22 protein-coding genes are annotated in these 24,741 nt (G+C 73.2%); 8 read left to right on the top strand and 14 right to left on the bottom strand.

The window, feature by feature from the left end; translation table 11 throughout:
• Positions 1-115: 115 nt before the first annotated feature.
• From ACZ7OY_RS15650 to ACZ7OY_RS15640, 3 genes are all read right to left on the bottom strand, one after another.
• Positions 116-592, bottom strand: a complete 477-nt coding sequence (locus ACZ7OY_RS15650) for an ATP-binding protein (protein WP_471912094.1) — start codon at positions 590-592, stop codon at positions 116-118.
• Positions 593-1,137: 545 nt separating this feature from the next.
• A complete protein-coding gene (locus ACZ7OY_RS15645; RefSeq protein WP_471911875.1) occupies positions 1,138-2,022 on the bottom strand; it encodes an acyl-CoA dehydrogenase family protein in 885 nt (294 codons plus the stop codon).
• Between the two features lie 8 nt (positions 2,023-2,030).
• Complete coding sequence (locus tag ACZ7OY_RS15640) at positions 2,031-3,188, bottom strand: acyl-CoA dehydrogenase (RefSeq protein WP_471911874.1); 1,158 nt, start codon at positions 3,186-3,188, stop codon at positions 2,031-2,033.
• 133 nt (positions 3,189-3,321) lie between these two features.
• On the opposite strand from ACZ7OY_RS15640, the gene ACZ7OY_RS15635 reads away from it, so the two are divergent.
• Complete coding sequence (locus ACZ7OY_RS15635) at positions 3,322-4,836, top strand: class I adenylate-forming enzyme family protein (protein WP_471911873.1); 1,515 nt, start codon at positions 3,322-3,324, stop codon at positions 4,834-4,836.
• Here ACZ7OY_RS15635 and ACZ7OY_RS15630 read toward each other — a convergent pair.
• Together ACZ7OY_RS15630 and ACZ7OY_RS15625 are read right to left on the bottom strand one after the other, a co-directional pair.
• Complete coding sequence (locus ACZ7OY_RS15630; protein WP_471911872.1) at positions 4,815-5,324, bottom strand: EF-hand domain-containing protein; 510 nt, start codon at positions 5,322-5,324, stop codon at positions 4,815-4,817. The two genes, ACZ7OY_RS15635 and ACZ7OY_RS15630, sit on opposite strands and share 22 nt — an antisense overlap.
• A gap of 189 nt (positions 5,325-5,513) precedes the next feature.
• Positions 5,514-5,897: an STAS domain-containing protein gene (locus ACZ7OY_RS15625; RefSeq protein WP_471911871.1), complete on the bottom strand. Its 384-nt coding sequence runs from the start codon at positions 5,895-5,897 to the stop codon at positions 5,514-5,516.
• Between the two features lie 340 nt (positions 5,898-6,237).
• Between ACZ7OY_RS15625 and ACZ7OY_RS15620 the strand changes: the two genes are divergently transcribed.
• On the top strand, positions 6,238-6,822 hold the full coding sequence (locus tag ACZ7OY_RS15620; protein ID WP_351602538.1) for a sigma-70 family RNA polymerase sigma factor: 585 nt from the start codon (positions 6,238-6,240) through the stop codon (positions 6,820-6,822).
• On the top strand, positions 6,819-8,285 hold the full coding sequence (locus tag ACZ7OY_RS15615) for a zf-HC2 domain-containing protein (RefSeq protein WP_471911870.1): 1,467 nt from the start codon (positions 6,819-6,821) through the stop codon (positions 8,283-8,285). The genes ACZ7OY_RS15620 and ACZ7OY_RS15615 overlap by 4 nt, the downstream gene beginning before the upstream one ends.
• 5 nt (positions 8,286-8,290) lie before the next feature.
• Here the strand turns inward: ACZ7OY_RS15615 and purU are convergent, their stop codons facing one another.
• The gene (gene purU / locus ACZ7OY_RS15610; RefSeq protein ID WP_471911869.1) at positions 8,291-9,172 is read right to left on the bottom strand and encodes a formyltetrahydrofolate deformylase; all 882 of its coding nucleotides are present in this window, start codon (positions 9,170-9,172) and stop codon (positions 8,291-8,293) included.
• Between the two features lie 47 nt (positions 9,173-9,219).
• Positions 9,220-9,720: an SCO4402 family protein gene (locus tag ACZ7OY_RS15605; RefSeq protein WP_384725563.1), complete on the bottom strand. Its 501-nt coding sequence runs from the start codon at positions 9,718-9,720 to the stop codon at positions 9,220-9,222.
• A gap of 117 nt (positions 9,721-9,837) precedes the next feature.
• On the opposite strand from ACZ7OY_RS15605, the gene ACZ7OY_RS15600 reads away from it, so the two are divergent.
• Positions 9,838-11,157 carry an ABC transporter substrate-binding protein gene (locus tag ACZ7OY_RS15600; RefSeq protein ID WP_471911868.1) on the top strand — a complete coding sequence of 440 codons (1,320 nt, stop codon included), beginning with the start codon at positions 9,838-9,840 and terminating at the stop codon, positions 11,155-11,157.
• Between the two features lie 127 nt (positions 11,158-11,284).
• Here ACZ7OY_RS15600 and ACZ7OY_RS15595 read toward each other — a convergent pair whose 3' ends face one another.
• Complete coding sequence (locus tag ACZ7OY_RS15595) at positions 11,285-12,835, bottom strand: hypothetical protein (RefSeq protein ID WP_471911867.1); 1,551 nt, start codon at positions 12,833-12,835, stop codon at positions 11,285-11,287.
• 201 nt (positions 12,836-13,036) lie between these two features.
• The gene (locus ACZ7OY_RS15590; RefSeq protein WP_471911866.1) at positions 13,037-14,422 is read right to left on the bottom strand and encodes a transcriptional regulator; all 1,386 of its coding nucleotides are present in this window, start codon (positions 14,420-14,422) and stop codon (positions 13,037-13,039) included.
• A 314-nt stretch (positions 14,423-14,736) separates the two neighbouring features.
• Here ACZ7OY_RS15590 and ACZ7OY_RS15585 point away from each other — a divergent pair, with 314 nt between their 5' ends.
• Genes ACZ7OY_RS15585 through ACZ7OY_RS15575 form a run of 3 tightly spaced genes read left to right on the top strand, consistent with a single transcriptional unit; the run spans position 14,737 to position 17,906 of the window.
• The gene (locus tag ACZ7OY_RS15585) at positions 14,737-15,390 is read left to right on the top strand and encodes a bifunctional DNA primase/polymerase (RefSeq protein ID WP_471911865.1); all 654 of its coding nucleotides are present in this window, start codon (positions 14,737-14,739) and stop codon (positions 15,388-15,390) included.
• Positions 15,391-15,444: 54 nt separating this feature from the next.
• Complete coding sequence (locus ACZ7OY_RS15580; RefSeq protein WP_471911864.1) at positions 15,445-16,236, top strand: ABC transporter ATP-binding protein; 792 nt, start codon at positions 15,445-15,447, stop codon at positions 16,234-16,236.
• Positions 16,233-17,906 carry a transporter gene (locus tag ACZ7OY_RS15575; protein ID WP_471911863.1) on the top strand — a complete coding sequence of 558 codons (1,674 nt, stop codon included), beginning with the start codon at positions 16,233-16,235 and terminating at the stop codon, positions 17,904-17,906. Before ACZ7OY_RS15580 ends, ACZ7OY_RS15575 begins: the two co-directional genes overlap by 4 nt.
• Before the next feature lie 88 nt (positions 17,907-17,994).
• Here ACZ7OY_RS15575 and ACZ7OY_RS15570 read toward each other — a convergent pair whose 3' ends face one another.
• Positions 17,995-18,939 carry an alpha/beta fold hydrolase gene (locus tag ACZ7OY_RS15570; RefSeq protein ID WP_471911862.1) on the bottom strand — a complete coding sequence of 315 codons (945 nt, stop codon included), beginning with the start codon at positions 18,937-18,939 and terminating at the stop codon, positions 17,995-17,997.
• A 455-nt stretch (positions 18,940-19,394) separates the two neighbouring features.
• On the bottom strand, positions 19,395-20,087 hold the full coding sequence (locus ACZ7OY_RS15565; RefSeq protein ID WP_384725579.1) for a metal-dependent transcriptional regulator: 693 nt from the start codon (positions 20,085-20,087) through the stop codon (positions 19,395-19,397).
• Positions 20,088-20,424: 337 nt separating this feature from the next.
• Here ACZ7OY_RS15565 and ACZ7OY_RS15560 point away from each other — a divergent pair, with 337 nt between their 5' ends.
• Entirely contained in the window at positions 20,425-21,180 is a 756-nt protein-coding gene (locus tag ACZ7OY_RS15560; RefSeq protein WP_471911861.1) for an SIS domain-containing protein, read from the top strand.
• Between the two features lie 42 nt (positions 21,181-21,222).
• Here ACZ7OY_RS15560 and ACZ7OY_RS15555 read toward each other — a convergent pair whose 3' ends face one another.
• The 3 genes from ACZ7OY_RS15555 to ACZ7OY_RS15545 all read right to left on the bottom strand — a co-directional run bounded on the left by ACZ7OY_RS15555 (position 21,223) and on the right by ACZ7OY_RS15545 (position 24,729).
• Positions 21,223-22,611: a PAS domain-containing protein gene (locus ACZ7OY_RS15555; protein ID WP_471911860.1), complete on the bottom strand. Its 1,389-nt coding sequence runs from the start codon at positions 22,609-22,611 to the stop codon at positions 21,223-21,225.
• 103 nt (positions 22,612-22,714) lie between these two features.
• Positions 22,715-23,218 (bottom strand): GNAT family N-acetyltransferase, encoded by a 504-nt coding sequence (locus ACZ7OY_RS15550; protein ID WP_471911859.1) that lies wholly within the window; start codon positions 23,216-23,218, stop codon positions 22,715-22,717.
• A gap of 410 nt (positions 23,219-23,628) precedes the next feature.
• Entirely contained in the window at positions 23,629-24,729 is a 1,101-nt protein-coding gene (locus tag ACZ7OY_RS15545; RefSeq protein ID WP_351602512.1) for a citrate synthase 2, read from the bottom strand.
• Positions 24,730-24,741: the final 12 nt, after the last annotated feature.

The raw sequence follows: 24,741 nt of genomic DNA, 5'->3' as shown, positions 1-24,741 counted from the left end.
CCCTCACCGGACGACGGCACCTCACACACCCGGGCACCAGTGGCGACGGGATTCCGCCGGCCGTGCGCCCGCCCTGCGCGCCCGCGCCGGGCGCGGTCACCGCCACGGCCACGGGTCACACGGCTTCGTAGGCCCCGTACACGAGTCCCTCGTATCCCTCGCACGCCGCCACCTCGCGGCAGGCCGCCCCGGGGCCCTCGGACTCCTCGGGCCGGTCCACCTCGCACCAGATGCGCTTGCCCGCGCCCTCGGAGCTCCAGCCCCAGCGGTCGGCGAGGCCGTCCACCAGGGCCAGACCGCGGCCGCCGGTCGCGTCGCCGTCGGCACAGCGGGGCACCGGCGCCCGGTCGCAGGCGTCGGCCACCTCCAGCCGGACGGTGGCGACCTCGGCCGCCACGGCGGCCAGCGACAGGCGCAGCACGGCAGGCCGGCCGGTGTGCACCACGGCATTGGTGACCAGCTCGGAGACGAGGAGCACGAGGGTCTCGGCGAGCGGTTCGTCGGCCTCTATCCCGGACCCGGCGAGCCGCGAGCGGGCCCACCTGCGGGCGCGCCCGACCTCGGCTGGGTCGGGCCGGATCTCCAGCTGCACTTGTAGCACCTGCACCGCTCACACCATCCGAACCGGCGGACACATGGCCTCGCGCCACGCGAGCGCCACGACGAGGGCCATGACGAGGGCCACGATCGTAGCCATTTTCAGCATGGCCAGGACAATGGCCGCAGCCAGGATCACTGATCGTGAATCCCTTGTAGGACAGCTTGGTTGACGTACAGTCACGCCAACAAGCGCTTCGGGCATATTCCAGCGCCAAGGAGTACCTGTCCGGCATACTGTGCGACCGATGCCGACGCAAGTCGAACAGGCAGGGAAACGCCGCTCGGAGCAAGCCCTTTCTGCCTTGCAGGCAGCGATGCGCACCGCCGGATCCGGGGCCGCCTCTGGGGCGACACCCGCATGGCTCGTACCCGGAACCACTCGCATCCCACACAAGGTACCGGAGCACGGTGCCGACTCCGGGCCGTGACGAGCCCACCCCGCGGCACAACCCGATATCGACGCTCCGTAGTTCCGGGATGCCACGATCCGCGGCACTCGGGCGCGGCGCGCCCGCCGGCGGACGGCCCTCGGGACTCCTATGCCGGGTCGGCGGCCAGGTCGGCGGCGAGCAGTTCGGCGGCCTGGCCGCCGCCGCCCGCCCTCCGCGCCCGCACCCACGCCCGCTTCAGATGCAGATGCACCTCGGACTCCCAGGTGAAGCCCATCCCGCCGTGCACCTGGAGGCAGTCGCGGGCGCCGCGCACGGCCGCCTCGTCGGCCAGCAGCCTGGCCGCGGCGATGTCGACGGGGTCGGCGGTGACGGCGGCCGCGTAGACCGCCGCGCGGGCCGGCTCCGTCCGCTCCAGGATCTGCGCGCACAGGTGTTTGACGGCCTGGAAGGCCCCGATCGGCTGCCCGAACTGCTCACGCGTCCGGGCGTGTTCCACCGCCAGCTCGCACACCCGCGCGGCCGTGCCGAGCTGTTCGGCGGCCGTCAGCAGCACCGCGACGGGGTCCGGGGCGGCCGGCGGACCGTCCGGCGCGGGCACCCGGTGCAGCGGCGTCAGCGGGTCCACGGAGGTCAGCGCCACGGCCTTCGAGACGTCGCCGCGCACCACGTCCGCCTCCGCCAGCCACTCCACTAGCTCGCCGTCGACGGCCGCCACCACGGCCTGCCCTTCGGCCGCCCCGGGCACCGAGCCCGCCGCGAGATGGGTGGCCACCAGGGGGCCCGGCAGCAGGAACCGCCCCGCCTGCTCGAACGCCAACACCGCCTCGGGCAGTCCCAGTCCGACCCCGCCGTCCGCCTCCGGCACCCGCAGCGCGAAGAACCCGGCCGCCCCCAACTCCCGCCACAGCCGCCGGTCCAGGCCGGGCCGTTCGACGGCGGCGCGCAGCGCCCCGGCCGCGAAGCGCCGGGTCAGCAGCTCCCGTACACCGGCCCGCAACGCCTCCTGGTCCCGGGTGAGTCGGAATCGCACGGTCCGTGTCACCGTCCCTTCGGCAGTCCGAGGATCCGCTCGGCCACGATGTTGCGCTGGATCTGCGAGGTGCCGGCCGCGATCGTGTAGGCCAGCGAGGACAGCCGGTCGAGCACCCAGGGCCGGTCGAGGTCGAGCGACTCTGCGCCCAGCACGTCGGCCGCGGTGTCGTAGAGCTCCTGACGCGCGTGCGAGTACCTCAGCTTGAAGACCGAGCCCGCTACGCCGGGCACCGCGCCGCCCGCCGCCTCCGCCTCGCTCACGTTCCACTGCGTCAGCCGCCACAGCGCGCGGAACTCGGCGTTGAGCAGGCCCAGCCTGCGCCGCAGCCCGGGGTCGTCCCAGCGGCCGTCGGCACGGGCCGTGCGGGCGAGTTCGTCCAGCACCCGACGGCAGGCCACCACCTCGCCCACGAACGCCGTGCCGCGCTCGAAGGACAGGGTCACCATGGTCACCCGCCAGCCGTCGTTCTCCGCCCCGACCCGGTTGGCGACCGGCACCCGCACCTCGTCGAGGAACACCTCGGCGAACTCGGCGGACCCGGCGAGCGTGCGCAGCGGCCGTACGGTGACGCCCGGGGCGTCCATCGGCATGGCCAGCCAGGTGATGCCCCGGTGCCGGGGCGCCGCCGGATCGGTGCGCACCAACAGTTCGCACCAGTCGGCGACTTCGGCGTGCGAGGTCCAGATCTTGGACCCGCTCACCACATAGTCGTCGCCGTCGCGGCGGGCGCGGGTGCGCAGCGCGGCCAGGTCCGACCCGGCGCCCGGTTCGCTGAAGCCCTGGCACCAGACCTCCTCGCCGCGCAGGACCGGCGGCAGCCAGCGGGTCCGCTGCGCGGCCGTGCCCTCGGCGGCGATGGTCGGTCCCGCGTGCAGCAGTCCGACGAAGTTGGCGCCCACGTAGGGTGCGCCGGCCCGCTCGGTCTCCTCCAGGAAGATCAGCTGCTGGGTCGGGGTGGCGCCCCGGCCGCCCGCGTCGACGGGCCAGTCCAGCCCCGCGTACCCGGCGTCGTGAAGCATCCGCTGCCAGCCGAGGTCGTAGGCCCGGCGGGCCGGCCAGTCGCCGGGGGACGGCTTCGCCGGCAGCGTGGGCAGCACCCGCGCGAGCCAGGCCCGCAGCCCCGCGCGGAACTCCTCCTCGGCGGGCGTGTGGGAGAGGTCCATGGCGCACCCATCTGATAGTCCGTCAGATCGCCGCTGCCGAGCAGGCTAGCCGCGCACCCCTGGACCGGCAAGGCGGCCGGGCCTACGCTCTGCGCAGCATCTGACACATCGTCAGCTATCCGTGGGGGCCGAAGTGGACGACACCGCACACTCGCTGAGCTCCGCCCGCACCCTGTGGGACCTGGTGGTCCGCCGCGCCGCCCTCACCCCCGACCGTCCGGTGTTCCTCCAGGGCGGGCGCTCCCTGACCTTCGGCGGGCTGCGGGCGCGGGCCGAGCGGGTGGCGGCCGGGCTGTACGGCCGGGGCGTGCGCCCCGGCACGGTGGTCGCCTGGCAGCTGCCCACCCGCATCGAGACCGCCGTGCTGTCCTTCGCGCTGGCCCGGCTGGGTGCGGTGCAGACCCCGGTCATCCCGTTCTACCGGGACCGGGAGGTCGGCTTCGCCCTGCGCGAGTCACGGGCGGAGTTCTTCGCCGTACCGGGCGTCCTGCGGGGCTTCGACCACACGGAGATGGCACGGCGGCTGGGCGCGAAGGGCGTCTTCGAGGCGTACGAGGACGAGAGCCTGCCCGACGGCGACCCGGCCGTGCTGCCCCCGCCGCCCGCCGAGGGGACCTCGGTGCGCTGGATCTACTGGACCTCCGGCACCACCTCCGACCCCAAGGGCGTGCTGCACACGGACCGCTCGCTGCTCGCGGGCGGCTCCTGTCTCGCCCACGCGCTGCGGCTGTCGGCGCACGACGTGGGCTCGATGGCCTTCCCCTACGCGCACATCGCCGGACCCGACTACACGGTGATGCTGTTGCTGTACGGCTTCCCGGCCGTGCTGTTCGAGCAGTTCGCGCTGCCGGACGCGCTGGCGGAGTACCGCAGGCACGGGGTGACGGTGGCGGGCGGGTCGACGGCGTTCTACTCGATGTTCCTCGCCGAACAGCGCAGGCGGCCGGGCGAGAAGGTCGTCCCGACCCTGCGGCTGCTGGCGGGCGGCGGGGCGCCCAAGCCGCCCGAGCTCTACCACCGCGTCGTGCGCGAGATGGGGGTGCAGCTCACCCACGGCTACGGCATGACCGAGGTGCCGATGATCACCATGGGGGCGCCGGACGACACGGCCGAGAACCTGGCCACGACGGAGGGCCGGCCCCCGCGGGGCATGGAGATCCGGATCGTGGACGGGGAGGTGCGCCTGAAGGGGGAGGCCGTCTGCCAGGGCTATCTGGACCCGGCGCAGACGGCGGAGGCCTTCGACGACGACGGGTTCCTGCGCACCGGCGACCTCGGGCATCTCACCGGCACCGGCCATCTGGTCCTCACCGGACGGCTCAAGGACGTCATCATCCGCAAGGGCGAGAACATCTCCGCCAAGGAGATCGAGGACCTGCTGCACGCGCACCCGGCGGTCGGGGACGTCGCGGTCGTCGGACTGCCGGACGCCGACCGCGGGGAACGGGTCTGCGCGGTCGTCGAACAGCCCGCGGGCGCCGCGCGGCTGACGCTGGAGGCGGTGACGTCGTACCTGCGCGCGGAAGGGCTGTCGGTGCACAAGCTGCCGGAGCAGCTGGAGGTGGTCGACGCCCTGCCGCGCAACGAGACCCTGCGCAAGGTCCTCAAGTACCGGCTCAGGGAGCGCTATTCGGGGACGGTGAAGTAGCGGGCGAAGGCGGGCACGATCTCCGCCTCGCCGACCCGGCCGTCGCCGTCGATGTCGAGCGCGGCGGCCGTCGCGCGCGCGAGGTCCTCGGGCACGCCCAGGATCACCAGCACCCGCGCGGTGTCCGCGACGGCGGCCGTGCCGTCCGCGGCCGCCGCCAGGCCCAGGGCCGCGTGCAGGAAGGGGCGGGCGATCTCGCCGAACCGCTCGGGGTTGTCGTGCAGCCGCTTGACCGCGCCGTTGACGAACTCCTCCCGGGTGATGCGCTGGTCGCCGTCCCGGTCCGCGATGCCGGCCATGCCCTGCCAGAACGCCTCGGCGCCCGCGTACAGGGCCTGTCCCTTGTCGGAGCGGGCCGCCGTGCCGAACTCCGCCAGCAGCGCCTTGGCCGCCGTACTGAAGTCCTCCCGGTCGATGTAGCCGTTGCCGTCCTGGTCGAAGACGACGAACCGGGCGGCGATCCTGCGCTCGTACTCGCTGCTGACCATGTCTTCTCGGTCCGCCTTACCTCACGTCGGATGCATCTGGTGCCTCTGACCGGGAGCGTACGACGCCGGAGGCCGTCCGGGAGGGGGAAAACGACGCTTGCACCAAGACCGGGGGAATTCCGGGACAACGGTGCGACCGTCGGCCGGAGCCCTCCGCCGCCGCGCGGGCGGGCGGCCGTGCGCCGGTCCTCAGGCGGAGAGCGGGCGCGACTCCTCGGCGGCGACCGCCGTGTCGAGGTCCGGGTGGACGTCGAACAGCCGTCGGACGCCCAGCGCGCCGAAGACCCGGTTGACGTGCGAGCCCTCCACCGCGCCCTGGGCGGGCAGGACCAGCCGCAGGTGACCCTGGCAGGAGCGCAGCAGCCGGCGGGCCGCGATGAGGACGCCGACCCCGCTGGAGTCGCAGAAGTACACCCCGGACAGATCGAGGACGAGTCGGTGGCGGCCGTCGGCCACCACGTCGTGCACCCGTTGTCGCAACGTGGGCGACGTCACCAGATCCAGTTCGCCCGACACATGGAGCACGGCCCAGTCTCCCTGCGTGCCGTCGGTCACTTTGAACGCCACCACCACGCCCTTCGTCCGCCAAACGGAAGCTGTCCCATCACTTCCTTGCAGCGCGGCTGCCCAGCGGGCTGTTCCCTGAAACACCGACCAAAAAACGAAGACTGACCAAAGACGGCTTGTTTCAATCGTCTTCGATCCTGTTCGATCGAGTCTGATCGCCCGGATTCGGGGTAGCCAAACGATCGGAGCCCTCCCGCGCGGGATCCTGCCGGGTTCGCTACCACTCACGGCCGCCCCAGGGGCGCACATTGCAACAAAGGGGCGTGCGTTGTCGGACGTGCCGACTACATTCGAGGAGACGGTGGGCGCACGCTGATCTCAGGGACGAACCGGCGAGAGGGGCACGATGGCGAAGAAGGACGCACCGCCCCGCTGGGACCGCAAGATGCAGCAGCGCCTCGCACGCGGCGAGGCGGCCGCCCTCGGCGAGTTCTACGACCGGTTCGCTTCACTTGTGCACGGCCTCGCTCATCGCGTGCTCGAAGACGAGCGGGCCGCCGACAGCGTCACCCGCGAGGTCTTCGCCCATGTCTGGGAGCACCCGGACGCCTACGACCCGAAGACGGGACCCCTGCGCACCTGGGTGGCCGCCCTGACCCACCGTCTCGCCGTGCAGCGGCTGCGCGCCACCGGGACCGCGGCGCTCGCCGGCGACGACGGCGGGGCGAGCGCCGAGGAGCTGGAGCTCAAGGTGCGCCACGCCTCGGTCGCCGCCCGCGCCGACTACATCGTCCAGTCCATGCCCGCGCCCCTGCGCGCCGCCCTGGACCTGGCCTACTTCCAGCGCCGCGACTACCGCCAGACCGCCGCCGACCTCGGCGTCACCGAGGACGAGGCCCGCCGCCGGCTCCGCCTGGGCCTGCAACTGCTCTCCACCGCCCACGACGCCGGCGCCTCCGGGGCACCACCCGAATACGGAGGTGCCGCGTGAGCGGGGCGGACCGCTTCGGCCCGGACGACGAGAGTGCGAGCGAGAAGCACGAGGACCTCGAAGGACACGGGGAACGCAAGGAGTACGGGGAGTACGAGGAGCGCGGCGAGTACGACGCGTACGGAGGGCCGGAAGGGGACGAAAAGAACGCAGAGGGCGAACCGGTGCAGAACGAGCAGGGAGGGCGCGGGTCCGGCGGACCGGGCGGCCCGGACGACGGCCGGGGTCCGGACGAGGGCCGGCTGCGCATACCCCCGCCCCGCGCCTCCGTCGAGGACACCGGGCTGCCGCTGCCCGAGCCCGCCGCCCCGGCACCCGGCACCGCCCCGCTCGCCCTGGAGCACCCGGTCCTGAAGTCGCTGCTGGGCGCCTGGGCGCTGGCGGCCTGCTCGGCCGAGGAGACGGCGGCCGTCGAGGAGCACCTGGGCGACTGCGGCTCCTGCGCCGACGAGGCCCGGCGGCTGCGCGAGGCGGTCGGCCTGCTGCACCCGCCCGAGCCGCTGGACCTCGATCCGGGGCTGCGCACCCGCGTCCTGGCCGGCTGCCTGGACCGGCGCCCGCCGCGCATCCCGGTACCCGACTGGGCCCACGCCTACGACGCCGAGACCGCCCGCCTCGACGCGCTGCTCCAGGACTTCGGGGACGCCGAGTGGCACGCGCCGGTGCGGCTGCGCTGGTTCGACGGGGCCGCCACGGCGAGCCGCCGTACGACCGTCGCCGGGGTCATCGCGCATCTGCTGGCGGTCGACGGTCTCGTCGCGACCGCCCTCGGCCTCGACGACCCGGTGGCCGGCCTCCCGGCCGGCCGGACCGCGTCACCGGGAAGCCGTACGGAGGCGTACTGGCAGGCGTCCCACTTCCCGCCCACCCGCTCCGTGCGCACCCCCTGGCGGGAGCAGAGCCACGACATCGTCCGGACGGTGTCCTTCACCGGCGGCAGCGCCGGGAAGCTGACGGTGTCCTACGGCAGCACAGGCGACGGCGCCGAGATCGCGCTGCCGCTGCGGGACGCGATGCTGGACCGCGCCTTCGAGTGCTGGGTGCACGCGGAGGACATCGCGGAGGCGGTGGACTACCCCTACGCCCCGCCGTCCCCGCGCCATCTGCACCGCATGATCGACCTCGCGGCCCGGATGCTGCCCCTCGCCCTGGCCGAGCGCCGCCGCGCCGGACTCGCCGCGCCGGGCCGGGGACGGCATCTGGTCCCGGCCGGCGCACCGGGACGCAGCCTGCGGCTGGAGATCGAGGGGCTCGGCGGCGGGGAGTGGATGATCCCGCTGGACTCCCCGGCGGCGACCACCTCACCGGACCACGAGGTGGCCCATGTCGCCCTGGACGGCGTGGAGTTCTGCCGACTCGCGGCCGGACACGTCCCGCCGGAGGAGGCGGCCGCGGGGCAGGTCGGGGACCGCGAGGCGATCAGGGACGTACTGCTGGCCGCGGCCTCGCTGAGCCGGATGTAGCCGTCCTACGCGAAGACGACCGTCCGCCGGCCGTTGAGCAGGATCCGGCGCTCGGCGTGCCACTTCACGGCCCGCGCCAGCGCCTGGCACTCCACGTCGCGGCCGATCGCGACGAGCTGGTCCGGCGTGACGTCGTGGCGGACCCGCTCGACCTCCTGCTCGATGATCGGGCCCTCGTCGAGGTCGGCGGTCACGTAGTGCGCCGTCGCACCGATCAGCTTCACCCCGCGCGCATGCGCCTGGTGGTACGGCTTGGCGCCCTTGAAGCTCGGCAGGAAGGAGTGGTGGATGTTGATGATCCGGCCGCTGAGCTGCTTGCACAGGTCGTCCGACAGCACCTGCATATAGCGGGCGAGGACGACGAGTTCGGCGTTCTCCTCGCGCACCAGGTCCAGGAACCGGGCCTCCGCCTCGGCCTTGGTGTCCTTCGTCACCGGGATGTGGTGGAAGGGGACGTGGTACGAGCCGACGAGCTCGGCGAAGTCGTTGTGGTTGGAGACCACGGCCGCGATCTCCACCGGCAGCGCACCCGTGCTCGCCCGGAACAGCAGGTCGTTCAGGCAGTGCCCGAACCTGCTGACCATCAGGACGACGCGCATCTTCTCCGCGGCCCGGTGGATCTGCCATTCCATGCGGAAGGAGTCGCCGATCGCCGCGAAGCTGGCCCGCAGCTTGTCCAGCGTCACCGGCGTCTCCGCCGTGAAGTGGACGCGCATGAAGAACAGACCCGTGTCGTGGTCGCCGAACTGCTGGCTGTCCTCGATGTTGCAGCCCGTCATGAAGAGGTAGCTCGACACGGCGTGCACGATGCCCTGCTTGTCGGGGCAGGACAGGATGAGGACGTACTGGTCGGCCGGGGCCGCGGCGCGGGTGGACTGCTCAGTCATGCAGCACAGGGTCCCATATCCGCCCCGCACCGGCCGAGCACCGTCCGCTACGCGGACCGCGTCATGATCTGAAGCACTTCGAGGGTGCGCGGCGGCGCGTCCGGGTCGTCCCCGTCGCTCACCGCGAGACGCACATGGGCGTCGCGCGCCGCACGTATCGCCTCCGGCCACGCCTCGTGGTCGACGTAGGCGGAGACGGGCGCGTCCGGGCCGACCTGGTGCATGATCCGCAGCACCCGCAGCACGGCGGTGTCGACGAGCGCCGCCTCCTGGGAGTCGCGGAAGATCGTGCCGACGTACTTCTCGGCGGACCAGTTGTCCAACCAGGTGTCCTCGACCAGGCGGTACACGGCGTCGGTGACGTCGCCGTAGCCGTCCAGGCCGGCCAGCCAGACGTCCCGCTGGAACACCGGATCGGAGAGCATGTGCAGCGCGGAACGCACGTTGCTGCGCCAGCGCCACCAGGGCATGTCGTTCAGTGGCATGCCGCCCATGGTGGATGAGCGACGGCCGCGACGGGAAGAGTTCTCCGTACCTTGCACGGTCACCGATCGTACGTTCTTCCGCTCCGACCTCTCGACACCCCCCGTAATTCACCTTCCCGTCACCACTCGTTGACCCGAGGTCACTCCACGGTTAGTGATGTGGCGGAATCGTGCATGTTCATGACTGGCAGGCAACACACGCGCAGCACCTTCCCTCCCCACACCAGCCGGCGCGCCAGAGCTGTCCGCCGTGCCCTGGGTGTACTGGTGGCATGCGCGTCCCTCACCGTCGGCTGCGGGGCCATCCCCGGAACCGACGGAGCATCGGGAGACGACCCGATCACCGTGATGACCTGGGCCCCCCAGGACACCAACGCCACCAACAAACCCGGTATGCCCGCCTTCGCGGCGGCTTACGCCCGGTACATCAACGCGCACGGCGGCCTGGCCGGGGGCCGCAAACTCAAAGTGATCACCTGCAACGAGAAGAACGACTCGATCACCGCGGCGAAGTGCGCCCGGCAGGCCGTCAAGGCGAACGCCGTCGCGGTCCTGGGCTCCTACAGCCAGTACTCGGACTCGTTCTTCCCGCCGCTGGAAGGCGCCGGCATCCCCTACATAGGCGGCTACGGCATCACCAACTCCGAGTTCACCAGCCCGCTCTCCTACCCGGTCAACGGCGGCCAGGCGGTACTGCTGGCCGGCCTCGGCAAGGAGCTCGCGGCCAACTGCGGATCCGTCGCGCTCGTGCGCCCCGACAATGTCGCCGGGGACGCCCTGCCGGAGCTGCTCAACTCGGGACTGACGGCGGGCAAGCACGCGCCGACGGTCGACGTGCTGGCCGAGGACGACGCCACCGAGTACTCCGAGCAGTCGGAGGACGCCCTTCGGGCGGTCGCCACCTCCGGCGGCGGGAAGGACGACCAGGGGTGCGTGGTGCCCGCGCTCGGGGACGCCACCAGCACCTTCATGGACTCGTTCCGGCGTGACCGCGAGGACTACCCGTCCGTGCGGACCGCCACGGTGCTCGGCAGCGTCGACCAGACCGTGATCGACGCGTCCGGCGGCGCCTCTGGCCCGTACGAGGGCGCGTACATCACCGGCTGGTACCCGGCGGCGAACGACGACCGCTGGGACAACATGAAGAAGGTGATCAGCGAGCAGGCCTTCTCCGACAACCGGATCGACCCCGCGGACGCCGGCGTGCAGACGACGTACATCGCGTACACCGCGTTCAAGCGGATCGTCGAGTCGCTGGCCGGCGGCGAGGTGTCCGCCGACACCGTGCGGCACGCGCTGGACGACGGGCTGGAGATCGGTACGGGCGGTCTGACGCCGACCCTGCGGTGGCGCTTCCAGGACCGCCTCGCCTCCGTCGGCTTCCCCCGCCTGACCAACGCCGACGTGACCGTCCAGGTCGTGACCAAGGGGCGTCTGGTCTCGGGCAAGAAGGGCTTCATCGACGTCACCAAGACGCTGGAGGAAGCGAAGCTCAGCTGACGGGAGGGCCGGGAGGGGGATCCCGGCCCGTCGAGCCCAGCTGACGGAAGGACCGGGAGGGGGATCCCGGTCCACGGGGATCAGCCGACGAACCAGGGCCGGGAGGGGTGATCCCGGCCCACGATCCTCACAGCTGGGTCGACTGGCGCTCGGTCAGGCCGTACTTCCGCGCGATCGTGTTCCACAGCTGCGCGGCCTTCTTCTTCTGCGCGCTGGCAGTGCCGCTCGCCGCGTCGCCCGCCCGGGACTCGCCGGTCCTGCGGGCCTGGCCCTTCTTACAGGACTTCCCGTTCCCCGTGGTCTGGTCCGCCCAGGCCGCGTAATGGGTGTCGGCCGACGCGGACGCCTTCCACGCCTCGGTGAGCGCGCCGGTCAGCCGCTCGTGGTCGGGCAGCTTGTCGACGGACAGCCCGGACAGCCTCGTGACCAGCTCGTTGCGCTGCTTGGCCGCGTCCCGCAGGTCGGCGGCCGCCTGGCCGAGGTTGTCGCAGGACCTGACGCCGGCGACCGCCGCGATGACCGCGGCCCGGCTGCTGCCGCTGTCGGCCAGCAGCTTGTCCAGCTCCACGGCCTGCGCCTTCGCCCCGTCGCCGCCGGCCGCGGGAGCGGCGCCCTGGCTCGCCGACGCCGAGGCGGAGGCGGTCGAGCCCGCCTCGCCCTTGTCGTCGCCCCCGCCGCCGAGCAGCGAACCCGCGCCGATGCCGACCACGGCGATGGCGATGCCGATGCCGGCGATCAACGGCACCCGGGAACGGCCGCGGCCGCCCCCGTCCTCGCCCTGGTGGCCGGAACCCCAGCCGTCGTCGTCGCGGGCGCCGCGGCGGCCCGTGCCGGGACCGGCGGGCGGGGCGTACGAGGCCTGCCCGGGGTAGCCGTGCGCCGCGGGTCCGGTGTCGTGCTGCGGGATGCGCGGCAGCTGCTGCGTGGACCCGGCCGGAACGTCACCGCCCATGTCGTTGCGGAACAGGTTGTCGAACTCGGCGGGCGGCTGCCGGTCGCCGCCGTCACCCGGCATACCCCCGCCGTACGGTCCGGCGGACGGGTCCGCGGGCACCGGCGCGATGTACTGCGTCGCCTGGGCGTCGGGGTGGAACCCGGCGGCCACCGCCTCGGGCGGCAGGGCCCCGGGCCCCACCGGCGGTATGAACTGCGTCGCTCCCTCGTCCACGGCGGGCGCGACGACGGGCGGCAGGAACTGCGTGGCCCCCTCGACACCGCCGGGCGCGGCCGGGACCGGCGGAATGAACTGGGTGGCGCCCTCGTGGGCGGCCGGCGGCAGCGGCGCGCCGTACGCCGCGTGCTGCGGGCTCTCCGGCGGCATCGGGCCCGCGCCGCCGGAGGTCTGCGGCCAGGACGGCGCGGAGGACGCCGCCTGCGGCCCGCCCCAGGCCGGCTCGGCGGACGGCCAGTCCGCGGCGGGCGGCTGGGCCGCCCCCGGCTGCTGGCCGGGACCCCACGCCCCGCCCCAGGCCTGCCCGCCGGCCGGTGCCGCGCCGGCGGTGTCCTGACCGTACGCCTGGCCGTACTGCTGAGCGCTGTCCTGATAGCTCTGGTAGGGCAGGCCGGCGGGCGCCGCCGTCCTGCCGGGGAGCACCGGCTCGCCTCCGTCGGAGGGCAGCACGATGCCTTCGCGCGCTGACCGCGCCGAGGGCTCCTCGCCCTGTCCACTCTGCGTCACCGGGACTCCTACGAATGGGGGACCTTCGGGATCGTCGGCCCACGCTACCGGGTCCCCGGAACCGGGTGCTACGCAGCTCAGGACCTGACCTGCCTCCTTGTGACCTCAGTAACAGATCCGGGGCGCCGTGCGCTGTTCATGCCCGCTCCCGCGCACCGGCGGGCCGTTTCCCGCAGATTCACGCAGCGGCGCCCCCAGTGTTCACGCGGCCGCCGGCAGCTCCAGCCGCGCCCCGAACTCCCGCACCACCGGCTCGTCACGGTACGGATCCAGCCGCTGCTGGAAGTCCTCCAGATACTCGGCGCCCCGGTTGGAACGCAGCGTCTCCAGCAACTCCACCGCCTTCAGGCCCGTGTTGCAGGCCTCCTCGATCTCGCGCTGCTGCACCTGGGCGGTGGCCAGCAGGACATAGCCGATGGCCCGCCGTCGCGCCCGCGACTCGGGGTGCCCGGCCAGGGACTCCTGCGCACACCGCGCCGCCGCCTCGGCCTGTCCCAGGTCGCGGTGGCAGTGCGCCAACTCGTCGGCCAGATAGGCCTCGTCGAAGTGCGCGATCCACGCCGGGTCGTCGCCCGCGGCCGCGTCCGCCTGTTCCATCGCCGACACCGCGCGCCCCGAGGCGATCTGGGCCGCCCGCGCGTCGCCGAGCAGCGCGTGCCCGCGGGCCTCCGCCGCGCAGAACATGGCCTCCGCCCGCGGGGTCACCCGGCCCCGGGCCCCCTCCTGGGCCGCCCGCGCCAACTGCGCGATCTCCCGCGGGTTTCCGAGCTGCGCGGCGAGATGGCTCATGGACGCGGCGAGCACATAGCCGCCGTACCCGCGGTCGCCCGCCGCCTGCGCCAGCCGCAGCGACTGGATGTAGTAGCGCTGCGCCAGACCCGGCTGCCCGGTGTCCACGGCCATGTAACCGGCGAGTTCGGTCAGCCGTGCCACCGCGGCGAACAGCTCGCGGCCCACCGCCTCCCGGTAGGAGCCGGCCAGCAGCCCGGAGACCACGCTGTTGAGGTAGTGCACGACGACCGGGCGCACATGCCCGCTGCCGTACTGGTGGTCCAGGTCGACCAGCGCCTGGGTCATGGCCCGTACGGCCGTCACGTCGGACTGGCCCACGCGCGGGCCCGCGGCCCGCGCCACCTGCGAGTCCGGCACGGAGATCAGCCAGTCGCGGCTCGGCTCGACCAGCGCGGACGCGGCGACGGAGGACCCGGACAGGAAGTCCCGGCGTCCGACGTCGCTGCGCCACAGCTCGCAGACCTGCTCGATGGCCCCCAGTACCGTCGGCGAGAACTGGAGACCGACACCCGACGCGAGGTTCTTGCCGTTGGCCATGCCGATCTCGTCGATCGTGACCGTACGGCCCAGCTTGCGGCCGAGCGCCTCGGCGATGACCGCCGGGGCCCGCCCCCGCGGCTGCTGCCCCCGCAGCCAACGGGCCACGGACGTCTTGTCGTAGCGCAGGTCGAGGCCGTGTTCGGCGCCGCACATGTTGACCCGGCGGGCCAGCCCGGCGTTCGAGCAACCCGCTTCCTGGATGAGCGCCTGCAACCGTTCGTTCGGCTGCCGGGCGACGAGAGGCCTTGCGGCCATGGCTGAACCCCCTGTGGCTGCGGTGCCTGCCCACGCACCGAGTTGACGTGTCTTCGCTGGCCGGACCCGGTCGGTTCCGCCGAGTCGATCCGGCCTCGAAGATCAATGCCCAACGGACATAGCGAAAATGCCAGACATACGAGGATTGCCGGGGTAAAGGTGGAAGCCGACCCCACTCGTGGCTACCCACTTCCGCCGTGGATCCTCCCGCGCGCCCCCGCACGTGCATCCATGCGCCCCGGACGCGAAAGCAGTGCTCCTCCCCCGCGCGCGCCGGGACCGTAACCCGAGGTGGGCCGGGGAGTTGAGTGGGCGTGGAAGAGACGATCCCGGCCGCCGAAGCCGCCCAGATGCCGCAGCAGCGCGGGGAATCACTGCTGGAGACCGCCGTTCGCTACGCCGAGGAACGCCACTGGGACGTGGTCCCCGGCACCTGGCTGGAAGCCGTCGCGGGGGTGGAGCGCTGCTCCTGCGGCCGGGCCGGGTGCGGCGCGCCGGGCGCGCATCCCGCGCGCGAGGACTGGGCGACGCAGGCGACCGGCAGCGCGACCGTGGTGCGCCGGATGTGGCAGTGGCGGCCGACGGCGTCGATCCTGCTGCCGACGGGCCGTACCTTCGACGCGATCTCGGTGCCGGAGACGGCCGGCTTCCTGGCGCTGGCCCGGATGGAGCGGATGCGGCTCCCGCTCGGTCCCGTGACGTCGGCGCCCGACCGGCGGATGTACTTCTTCGTGCTGCCCGGGGCGTGCGCGAAGGTGCCCGAGCTGGTGCGCCGGCTGGGGTGGTCCCCGGCCTCGCTGGACCTGGTCGCGCTCGGGGAGGGGGCGTACGTGGCCGGGCCGCCCACCCGGTTCGGTTCGCGGGGGGCCGTGCAGTGGGCGTGCCGGCCCACCCCGGCCAACCGGTGGCTGCCGGACGCGGAGGAGCTGATCTCTCCGCTGGCGTACGCGTGCGGCCGGGACCGGTAGGGCGCGCGCCGTACCGCCCCGCCGAAGCGCTCCGTCCGGTCGTAGGGTGCATCCATGACGCAGGGAGCAGGGGTGGGCGCAGCCGCCGTACGCGTGCAGGGGCTCTGGAAGCGGTTCGGGCAGCAGGTCGCGGTCGCCGGGATCGACCTGGAACTGCCCGCGGGCAGGTTCATCGGGCTGGTGGGGCCGAACGGGGCCGGGAAGACCACCACCCTGTCCATGGTGACCGGCCTGCTCCGGCCCGACCAGGGCCGCGTCGAGGTGGTCGGGCACGACGTCTGGCGGGACCCGGTCGCGGTGAAGGCCCGGATCGGCGTGCTGCCGGAAGGACTCAGGCTCTTCGACCGGCTCTCGGGGCGTGAACTGCTCGGCTACTCAGGCCGGTTGCGCGGTCTGCCCGGCGCCGAGGTCGACAAGCGCGCCGCCCAGCTCCTCGACGTCCTCGACCTGGCCGGCGCGCAGCACAAGCTGGTCGTCGACTACTCGACCGGCATGCGCAAGAAGATCGGGCTGGCGGCCGCGCTGCTGCACAACCCCGAAGTCCTCTTCCTCGACGAGCCGTTCGAGGGCGTCGACCCGGTGTCCGCGCAGACCATCCGGGGCGTCCTGGAGCGGTACACGGCCTCGGGCGCCACGGTCGTGTTCTCCTCCCATGTGATGGAGCTGGTCGAGTCGCTGTGCGACTGGGTCGCCGTGCTGGCCGCGGGCCGCATCCGCGCCCAGGGCACCCTCGACGAGGTGCGCGGCGGGGCGCCCACGCTCCAGCAGGCGTTCCTCGAACTCGTCGGCGCCAACAGCCGCGACACCGGCTCCGAACTCGACTGGCTGGGCGGCGGATCCCGATGACGCATCCGGCCGACCCCCGTCCCGCCGGCCCCGCGGGCCTCCGTCCCGTGCCGGTTCCCGCCGGTCCCGGCGCACCCCGTCCCGCCGGCCTCACGGCGACCGTCGTCCGGCTGAAGCTGTCCCTGCTGCGCAACGGACTGCGGCAGTCCGGCGGACGGCGGGCGGCCTTCGTCGTCTCCGCCGTCGTCGCGCTGCTCTTCGCCGCGCTGCAACTGCTCGGGCTGATCGCGCTGCGCGGCCACGCGCACGCCGCGTCCCTGGTCGGGCTGCTGACGGCGGTGCTGGCGCTGGGCTGGGCGGTGATGCCGCTGTTCTTCCCCAGCGGCGACGAGACCCTGGACCCGACCCGGCTGGTGATGCTGCCGCTGCGGCCCCGGCCGCTGGTACGGGCGCTGCTGGCGGCCTCCCTGGTCGGCGTCGGCCCGCTGGTCACCGTCATGCTGCTGGCCGGCAGCGCGGTCTGTGTGGCGCACGGGACGGCGGCGGGGGTCGTCGCGGCCGTGGCCGTCGCCCTGGCCCTGCTGGTCTGCGTGGCCCTCGCACGGGCCGTCGCGATCGCCAACATCCGGCTGCTGACCAGCCGCAGGGGACGCGACCTCGCGGTGCTGAGCGGCCTGGTCATCGCGATCGGCGCGCAGGTGGTCAACTTCGGGGCGCAACGGCTCGGCGTGTCGGGTCTGGCACCGCTCGACCCGGTGTACGCGGTGGTGCGGTGGGTGCCGCCCGCGTCGGCGGTCGGGGCGGTGGACTCGGTGAGCCGGGGGGCGTACGGCACCGCGGCCGCCCAGCTCGCGCTGACCGTGGGCGCGCTGGTGCTGCTGGTGGCGGCGTGGGCGCGCAGTCTGACCCGGCTGATGACCGCCCCCGACGGCTCGACGGTGCAGCGGACCGAGTCCGAGGGCCGCGAGCGCGGTACGTCGTGGGGTCCGGCCCGGCTGCTCCCGGCCGGCCGCACCGGCACCGTCATGGAGCGCAGCCTGCGCTACATCTGGCGCGACCCCAAGACCAAGGCGGCCTGGGTGACGTCGCTGGCCATCGGCCTGATCGTGCCGGTGTTCAACGCGTTGCAGGGCACCGGCTCGATCTACTTCGCCTGCTTCGCCGCGGGGATGCTCGGCATCCAGATGTACAACCAGTTCGGCCAGGACACCTCCGCGTTCTGGATGGTCGCGCTGACCATCTCCACCCCGCGTGACGCGTACGCCGAGCTGCGGGCCCGGGCGCTGGCGCTGCTGCTGATCACCCTCCCGTACGCCACCCTCGTGACCGTGCTGACGACCGCGGTGCTCGGCGACTGGCGCCGGCTGCCGGAGGTGCTGGGGCTGTCCCTGGCGCTGCTGGGGGCGATGCTGGCGACCGGCGCCTGGACCTCGGCCCGCTTCCCGTACTCCATCCCGCAGGAGGGCTACAAGAACGTGGCGCCGGGGCAGAGCGGGCTCGCCCTGATCTCGATCCTCGGCGGCATGGTCGCCGCCGCGCTGCTGTGCGCCCCGGTCCTCGCGCTGACGATCTGGCTGAACGTCAGCGCGGGCGGCGACGCGTGGACCTGGCTGCTGCTGCCGGTGGGCGCGGGGTACGGGACGGCGCTCACCGCGCTCGGGCTGCGCCTGGCGGCCCCGCGCACCGCCGCACGGCTGCCGGAGATCCTGGCGGCGGTCAGCAAGGGCTGAGGCGGGCGGCCTGCGCCGGCGAAGGCCGGCAGGCGGCCAGGTGGCGGCTCAGGGCTGTGTCAGGGGCTGTCAGGGGCGTCAGGGGCTGTCAGGGGGTGAGTACGCCGTCCAGGAACGGCTCGATCGCCGCCCGCCACGCCTCCGGCTGGTCGTAGTGGACGAGGTGACCGGCGTCGGCCACCTCCGCGTACTGCCCGCGGGGCAGCACCCGGACCATCTCCTGCGCCTCGGCGCGGCCCAGCTCGCCGTCCTGGCCACGGACGACCAGGGCGGGGCAGCGGACCTGGGCGAGCTCCTCCCAGTGCGCGTCGTACACCCAGGTCTCGCGGGACCTCAGCATCTGCCCGGGCTCGAAGACGGGACGCCAGCCGTCGGAGGACTCGTGCATGACCTCGGCGTAGAACTCACCGCGGGCCGGATTGGGGCGCTCCACCCAGGGGTCGTCCTCGCCGAACCACTTGCGTACGTCGGCGAGGGTGGCGAAGGGGACGGGCCAGGACTGGAACCAGTCGGCCCACTCGCGCTGCGAGGCCGCGCCGAGCGCGGAGGCCCGCATGTCGCAGATGATCAGACCGTGCACCAGATCGGGGCGCTTGGCGGCGAGCTGCCAGGCGGTCAGCGCGCCCATGGCGTGACCGACGAGGACCACATGGGTGAGGCCCACCTGTTCCAGCGCGGCCTCGGCGTCCTCGACGTACGCCTCCCGGGTGAAGGACGCCTGCGGGGACTTGCCGCTCTGCCCGTGACCGCGCTGGTCGAGGGCGACGGCCCGGTGCCGTTCGGAGAGCCAGCGGGCGGTGGACGCCCAGTGGGAGGCCCGGCCCATCAGACCGTGCAGTAACAGGACACCGGGAGCGGCCCGGCTCTCCTGCGGCAGCCCCGGCCCGTACCGGTCCCGGCCGTGGGCCTCCTGCCCGGGTGGTCCGGCCTGCTCCGGCAGGAGTACGGCCGGGTCGCGCTTGGGCGGGTCGCCGAACTCCCAGGCGGCCAGGCGCACGCCGCCCGCCCCGGTCACGTCGATGCGTCGCGCCATTGGTCCTGGCACCCCCCTAGCTCCGCTCGGACCGCTCGCGCCGGCCGGTCCTGTGAACCGCTTGCTGCCTGCCGTCGTTGCCGTGGTACCGCTTTCCCTCATCCACATCTACGGACTCTACGCAGACTCATGGGCAAATTATCGAAAACGTATTCGAAATACGCCTTCTCCGCGGGTAACACCCCTCGTTCGAGTGACCACTCTCAAGGAATGATCGCCGCCACCGAGGGGAGATCTTCAGCGGGAGGCGGACCGCTCGGGGAAAACGGTCCGAGGGGAACGACCTTGAGAGCTCGGGGCTCCAGGTCGGAACAGGGGAGGACAGGCCCCGGCGCCTTCGGGCGCCGGGGCCACCCTGGTCTCTGCGGCACATCCTCCCCGCCCCCTCAGCCCGTATGCCTCATGCGACAGCAAGCCTGGCACGCGAAGCGTCGGACCGCTGCGATTCGGCGCACTCAGCGCTTGGCGACGAACACGTGCGAGGCGACCTCCGCCACCAGCTCGGCGGCCTCGCCGCCGCTGCCCACCAGCACACCGCCGGGAGACTCGGTCACGCTCACCACCGAGCCGGGCTGCACGCCCGCCCGGCGCAGCGTGTACATCAACTGCGCGTCCGTCTGGATCGGCTCGCCGATCCGGCGCACCACGACCGTCTTGCCCTCCAGGCCCGGGTCGAGCTCGGCCAGGGACACCATGCCCTCGTCCAGGAAAGGGTCGGCGCCGTCCTTCTCGCCGAGCTCCTCCAGACCGGGGATCGGGTTGCCGTAGGGCGACTCGGTCGGGTGGCGCAGCAGCTCCAGCACGCGCCGCTCCACGGCCTCGCTCATCACGTGCTCCCAGCGACACGCCTCGGCGTGCACCTGCTCCCACTCCAGACCGATCACGTCCACCAGGAGACACTCCGCGAGCCGGTGCTTGCGCATCACCCGGGTGGCCAGCCTGCGGCCCTCGTCCGTCAGCTCCAGGTGCCGGTCGCTGGCCACGGACACCAGTCCGTCGCGCTCCATCCGGGCCACCGTCTGGCTGACGGTCGGCCCGCTCTGGTCGAGCCGTTCGGCGATCCGGGCGCGCATCGGGACCACACCTTCCTCCTCCAGCTCGAGGATGGTGCGGAGATACATCTCCGTGGTGTCGATCAGTCCGGACATACCTGCCCCTAAATGAGATCTGCCGGAAGCACGGCTGGCTCCGCGGCGCGTGCGCTGGCCCTGGGCTCAATTCTGACGCATAGCACTGACAACCGTGCCCCGCCTGCGAAACGGGACGGTTACGCGGGAGTGCGCCGGGCTCGCCCACGGCGGACGCCGATCGTCCGGGGCGCACGGCGGCCCGCGAGCCACCCGGAAGGCGCGGACGGCGGGGAGGCGCCGACAGCGAGGGCACCCGGTCGACACGACCGCGCGTCGCCGTATTGACAGGGCACTGGTCCAGACCGCACGGTGATCCGCGGCACAGACGCCGCCAGACGCTGTGAAGGGGCATCGCATGGGCGACAGCACACCGGCCGGCCAGTTCTTCGACGCCGCGATCACCCTGCTGCAACGGGTCCGCGACGAGGAGGCCGGGGTCATCGAGGCGGCCGGCACGCTCCTCGCCGACGCGGTGGCCGGCGGCGGCCGTCTCTTCGCCTTCGGCGCCGGACACTCCTCGCTCGCCGCCCAGGACCTCGTCTACCGGGCCGGCGGCCTGGCCCTGATGAACCTGCTCCCCGTGCCGGGCATGGTCGGCGTCGACGTCAGGCCGGCCACGCTCGGCTCCGCCCTGGAGCGCGTCGACGGGCTGGCCGAAGTCGTCCTGGACTCCTCCCCGCTGCGCGCGGGCGACGTCCTCGTGATCATCTCCCTCTCGGGCCGCAACACCCTCCCCGTGGAGATGGCCATGGGCGCCCGCGCCCGTGGGGTGGAGGTCATCGGCGTGACCTCGGTGGCGTACGCCGCGCAGACGTCGTCCCGGCACTCCTCGGGGACGTACCTCAAGGACCACTGCGACCTCGTCCTCGACTCGAAGATCGCGGTCGGCGACGCCGAGCTCAGCCTGGACACCATCCCGGCCCCCTTCGCCCCGGCCTCCACCGTCGTCACCACGGCGCTGCTCCAGGCGGTCATGGCCACCACGGCCTGCACCCTCGCCGAGCGGGGCGTCGAGCCGCCGCTGCTGCGCTCCGGCAACGTCGACGGGGGCCACGACTGGAACCGCCGGATCATGCAGGAGTACCGGGACCGGATCTTCTACCAGCACTGACGGGAGCGGCCGGACCGGCTCCGGGCGCTCCCGCGGCGCGCACTACTCGGTCCGCAGCAGTCCCGCGAGGTCGAGGGCGCCCGCGATCCGTACCGCGACGTCCTCCGCGTACGCCGTGTCGGAGCGCTCGAAGGCGCTGCGGCCGCCGGTGCGCAGGAACGTCACCACGCCCAGCGTCCGCCCCCGGCTGCGCAGCACCGCGCACAGCGCGTGCACCGTGTCGGACGGCCACTGCCGGGCCAGCGCCCACTCCCGTGCCTCCTCGGCCGGCCCGGTCCCGGCGGCGGAGCGCACCGACCCGGTCCGTTCCACGCACTGCAACGCCGGATGCCCCGGGCCGTAGCACACGGGCAGCCCGGCCTGCCCGGTGAGCAGCGCGGGACCCGGGGTGCCCGCGGGCGTCTGGGCGATCCGCACCAGCCGTACCGGCCCGTCGGCCGGCTCCGTCACCCGGTCGATCAGGGCCTGGTCGGCGAACCCGGCGAGCGCGAAGTCGAGATGGACGGTGACCGCCTCGGCCGGGTCCTCGCACTCGGCGGCCGCGCGGGCCGCCCGGTGCAGCTGGTTGCCGCGGAAGCGCAGCAGCGCCGCCTCCTGCTCGCCCTGCCGGGACTCGGTGACGTCCTGGAACAGCCAGCCGACGCCGAGCGGGACCGGCTCCTCCGCGAGCGGCGAGGCCAGCCGCAGGAAACCGCTGCGCCAGCAGCGCCGGCGCTCGCCCTCGGGCGTGCGCACGGTCACCCAGATCTCGGCGGGCGCGGGCGGCGCGCCCTGGGCCAGGACGTGGGTGAGCGCGCTCTCCAGTTCCTCGACGCCCTGGGCGAGCAGTTCGCCGAGCGGCCGTCCCAGCGCCGCCGTGCGCCCGATGCCCAGCGCGCGGGCCGCGTGCGCGTTCACGACGGCGGGCCGCAGATCGGCGTCGACCAGGACGACACCCCAGCTCGCGTTCTCGAACAGGGCCTCGCTCAGCGCGATGGACCGCTCCAGGTCGATCTGCGCGTGCACCTCGCTGAAGGCGCAGTACAGGCCCGCGGGCCCGCCGTCGGGGCCGTGCACGACGGCCGACTGGGTCCGTACGAGCACCCGGCCGCCGTCCTTGGTCAGCAGCGCGAACTCGTGCACCTGGCGGCCGGGGGCCCGCATGGCGGCCATCAGCCGCGCCTGGACATCCTCGGCGTCCGCGGGGCGCACGGCCCAGCCGGCGAACCCGTGCCGTCCCACGGCCTCGGCCGCCGTCCAGCCCAGGATCCGCTCGGCCTCCCGGTTCCAGTGGGTGACGACGCCGTCCGCGTCGAAGGCGCACAGGGCCGCGTCCATGCCGTCCAGCAGCGCGGCGAGCAGATCCGAGCCGTCCGAGGCCTCCCGCTCGGGCTGTGTGGGCTCGTCCGGCCCCAGCTCGTCGGTGGTCCCACTACGCCGGGAAGCACTCACCTGGACCCCCTGCCGGCTGCGTCACTTGCCATCATTCAACTCGAACGTGATGCAGCACACATCGAGTTCCCACAAGATTGAAGGAATCGTTGTACGCCGGGGTCTATCCGGCACAGGACTCGCGGCGCAACGTCAGCCACAGATCGCTCTCCCCGTCCAGCACATACCGCTCGACCTCGACGAACCCGCGCGCCTCGGCGAACCGGACGCCGTCCTCGTTGGCCGCCAGGACGACGGCCTCGACCGTCCGGGCCCCCAGCGTCCGCGCGTGGGCCAGCCCGTGCTCGTACAGCGCCGTGCCGAAGCCCCGCCGCCGGAACCCGGGCAGCACCCGGGCGATGACGGTGGCGACCGCGTCCGCGCCCTCCGGCGGCCGTACGGTCGAGCAGCCGACCAGCGTGTCGCCGAGATAGGCGTTCGCCAGGCGGTAGCGGCCGACGCGCTCCACCGCCTCGGCCGGGGACATCGCCGCGGGCGGTACGACCACGTTGTGGACGTGCCGCCACTGCTCCGTCATCGCCTCGCCCGCCACGGGCGCTATCCGAAGCTCCGCCCGGCCCGCCGCGTCCGCCGCGTCCGTCCGGTCCGCCTGATCCATCTGGTCCATCTGATCCGTCTGATCCGTCTGATCCGTCTGATCCGTCATGGCAGCAGGGAATCGCGGCCCCGCCCGCCGGTCAACGGGATTGCCCGCGCGCGACGGCGGCGGGGCCGGCGGGGCCGGCGGGGCCGGCGCAAAAAGGGTTGAAGGTCCGCCGCGACCTTCTTAGGGTGGGACTTACACCGAAGGGAGGTGATCGGGTACATGAGTGAAACCCGGACGCGTGAGGTGGCTGCGGGCTAGCGGCCCGTCACCACACCGAGTGCGGTGCCGGACCAGCGCGTGACAGAAGCGTGCGGCCGGCCCAATCCCAAGCAGTCACCCGACCCGCGAGTCGCCGGTTACGTCCGGCCGGCCCCTCTTTCGGAGGGCCTGTGACTCGCGGGTCGTCTGCGTTCCCGGACGGATCCGGGGGCTCAGTGGCCGATGTCCTCGTAGCCCTCGATCTCGCGCGGGTCGCGGGAGCCCGGACCGATGTAGCGGGCGGAGGGACGCACCAGGCGTCCGGTGCGCTTCTGCTCCAGGATGTGCGCCGACCAGCCGGCCGTACGGGCACAGGTGAACATCGACGTGAACATGTGGGCCGGGACCTCGGCGAAGTCCAGCATGATGGCCGCCCAGAACTCCACGTTGGTCGCGAGGACCCGGTCCGGGCGACGGTTGTGCAGCTCCTCCAGGGCCGCCTTCTCCAGGGCCTCGGCGATCTCGAAGCGCGGGGCGCCGAGCTCGCGGGCCGTGCGGCGCAGCACCCGCGCGCGAGGGTCCTCGGCGCGGTAGACGCGGTGGCCGAAGCCCATGAGGCGCTCACCGCGGTCGAGGGCCTGCTTGACGTACGCCTCGGCGTCGCCCGTGCGCTCGATCTCCTCGATCATGCCGAGCACCCGGGAGGGGGCGCCGCCGTGCAGCGGGCCGGACATGGCTCCCACCGCGCCGGACAGGGCGGCGGCCACGTCCGCGCCGGTGGAGGCGATGACCCGGGCGGTGAAGGTGGACGCGTTCATGCCGTGCTCGGCCGCCGACGTCCAGTAGGCGTCGACCGCCGCCACGTGCTTGGGGTCGGGCTCGCCGCGCCAGCGGATCATGAACCGCTCGACGACGGACCGCGCCTTGTCGATCTCGCGCTGCGGGACCATGGGGCGGCCCTGGCCGCGGGCCGACTGGGCGACGTAGGACAGCGCCATGACGGCGGCGCGGGCAAGGTCGTCGCGGGCCTGCTCGGCATCGATGTCCAGGAGCGGTTTCAGGCCCCAGACGGGGGCGAGCATGGCGAGCGCGGACTGGACGTCCACCCGGATGTCACCCGAGTGCACAGGGATCGGGAACGGCTCGGCGGGCGGCAGGCCTGGGTTGAAGGCGCCGTCGACGAGGAGGCCCCAGACATTGCCGAACGAGACGTGGCCGACCAGATCCTCGATGTCGACGCCCCGGTACCGCAGCGCGCCGCCCTCCTTGTCCGGTTCGGCGATCTCCGTCTCGAACGCTACGACTCCTTCGAGTCCGGGTACGAAGTCGGACATCAGGCGGCTCCT

Source organism: Streptomyces sp. NPDC107559, assembly GCF_055657365.1.
This window is presented reverse-complemented; position numbering and strand designations above follow the sequence as displayed.

Excerpts from the sequence above, each read along its gene's own strand:
- ACZ7OY_RS15640 (WP_471911874.1), bottom strand. The coding sequence starts at position 3,188 with ATGGACCTCTCCCACACGCCCGCCGAGGAGGAGTTCCGCGCGGGGCTG.
- ACZ7OY_RS15630 (WP_471911872.1), bottom strand. The coding sequence starts at position 5,324 with ATGGTCAGCAGCGAGTACGAGCGCAGGATCGCCGCCCGGTTCGTCGTC.
- ACZ7OY_RS15620 (WP_351602538.1), top strand. The coding sequence starts at position 6,238 with ATGGCGAAGAAGGACGCACCGCCCCGCTGGGACCGCAAGATGCAGCAG.
- purU (WP_471911869.1), bottom strand. The coding sequence starts at position 9,172 with ATGACTGAGCAGTCCACCCGCGCCGCGGCCCCGGCCGACCAGTACGTC.
- ACZ7OY_RS15600 (WP_471911868.1), top strand. The coding sequence starts at position 9,838 with ATGACTGGCAGGCAACACACGCGCAGCACCTTCCCTCCCCACACCAGC.
- ACZ7OY_RS15590 (WP_471911866.1), bottom strand. The coding sequence starts at position 14,422 with ATGGCCGCAAGGCCTCTCGTCGCCCGGCAGCCGAACGAACGGTTGCAG.
- ACZ7OY_RS15580 (WP_471911864.1), top strand. The coding sequence starts at position 15,445 with ATGACGCAGGGAGCAGGGGTGGGCGCAGCCGCCGTACGCGTGCAGGGG.
- ACZ7OY_RS15575 (WP_471911863.1), top strand. The coding sequence starts at position 16,233 with ATGACGCATCCGGCCGACCCCCGTCCCGCCGGCCCCGCGGGCCTCCGT.
- ACZ7OY_RS15570 (WP_471911862.1), bottom strand. The coding sequence starts at position 18,939 with ATGGCGCGACGCATCGACGTGACCGGGGCGGGCGGCGTGCGCCTGGCC.
- ACZ7OY_RS15565 (WP_384725579.1), bottom strand. The coding sequence starts at position 20,087 with ATGTCCGGACTGATCGACACCACGGAGATGTATCTCCGCACCATCCTC.
- ACZ7OY_RS15560 (WP_471911861.1), top strand. The coding sequence starts at position 20,425 with ATGGGCGACAGCACACCGGCCGGCCAGTTCTTCGACGCCGCGATCACC.
- ACZ7OY_RS15550 (WP_471911859.1), bottom strand. The coding sequence starts at position 23,218 with ATGGACCAGATGGATCAGGCGGACCGGACGGACGCGGCGGACGCGGCG.
- ACZ7OY_RS15545 (WP_351602512.1), bottom strand. The coding sequence starts at position 24,729 with ATGTCCGACTTCGTACCCGGACTCGAAGGAGTCGTAGCGTTCGAGACG.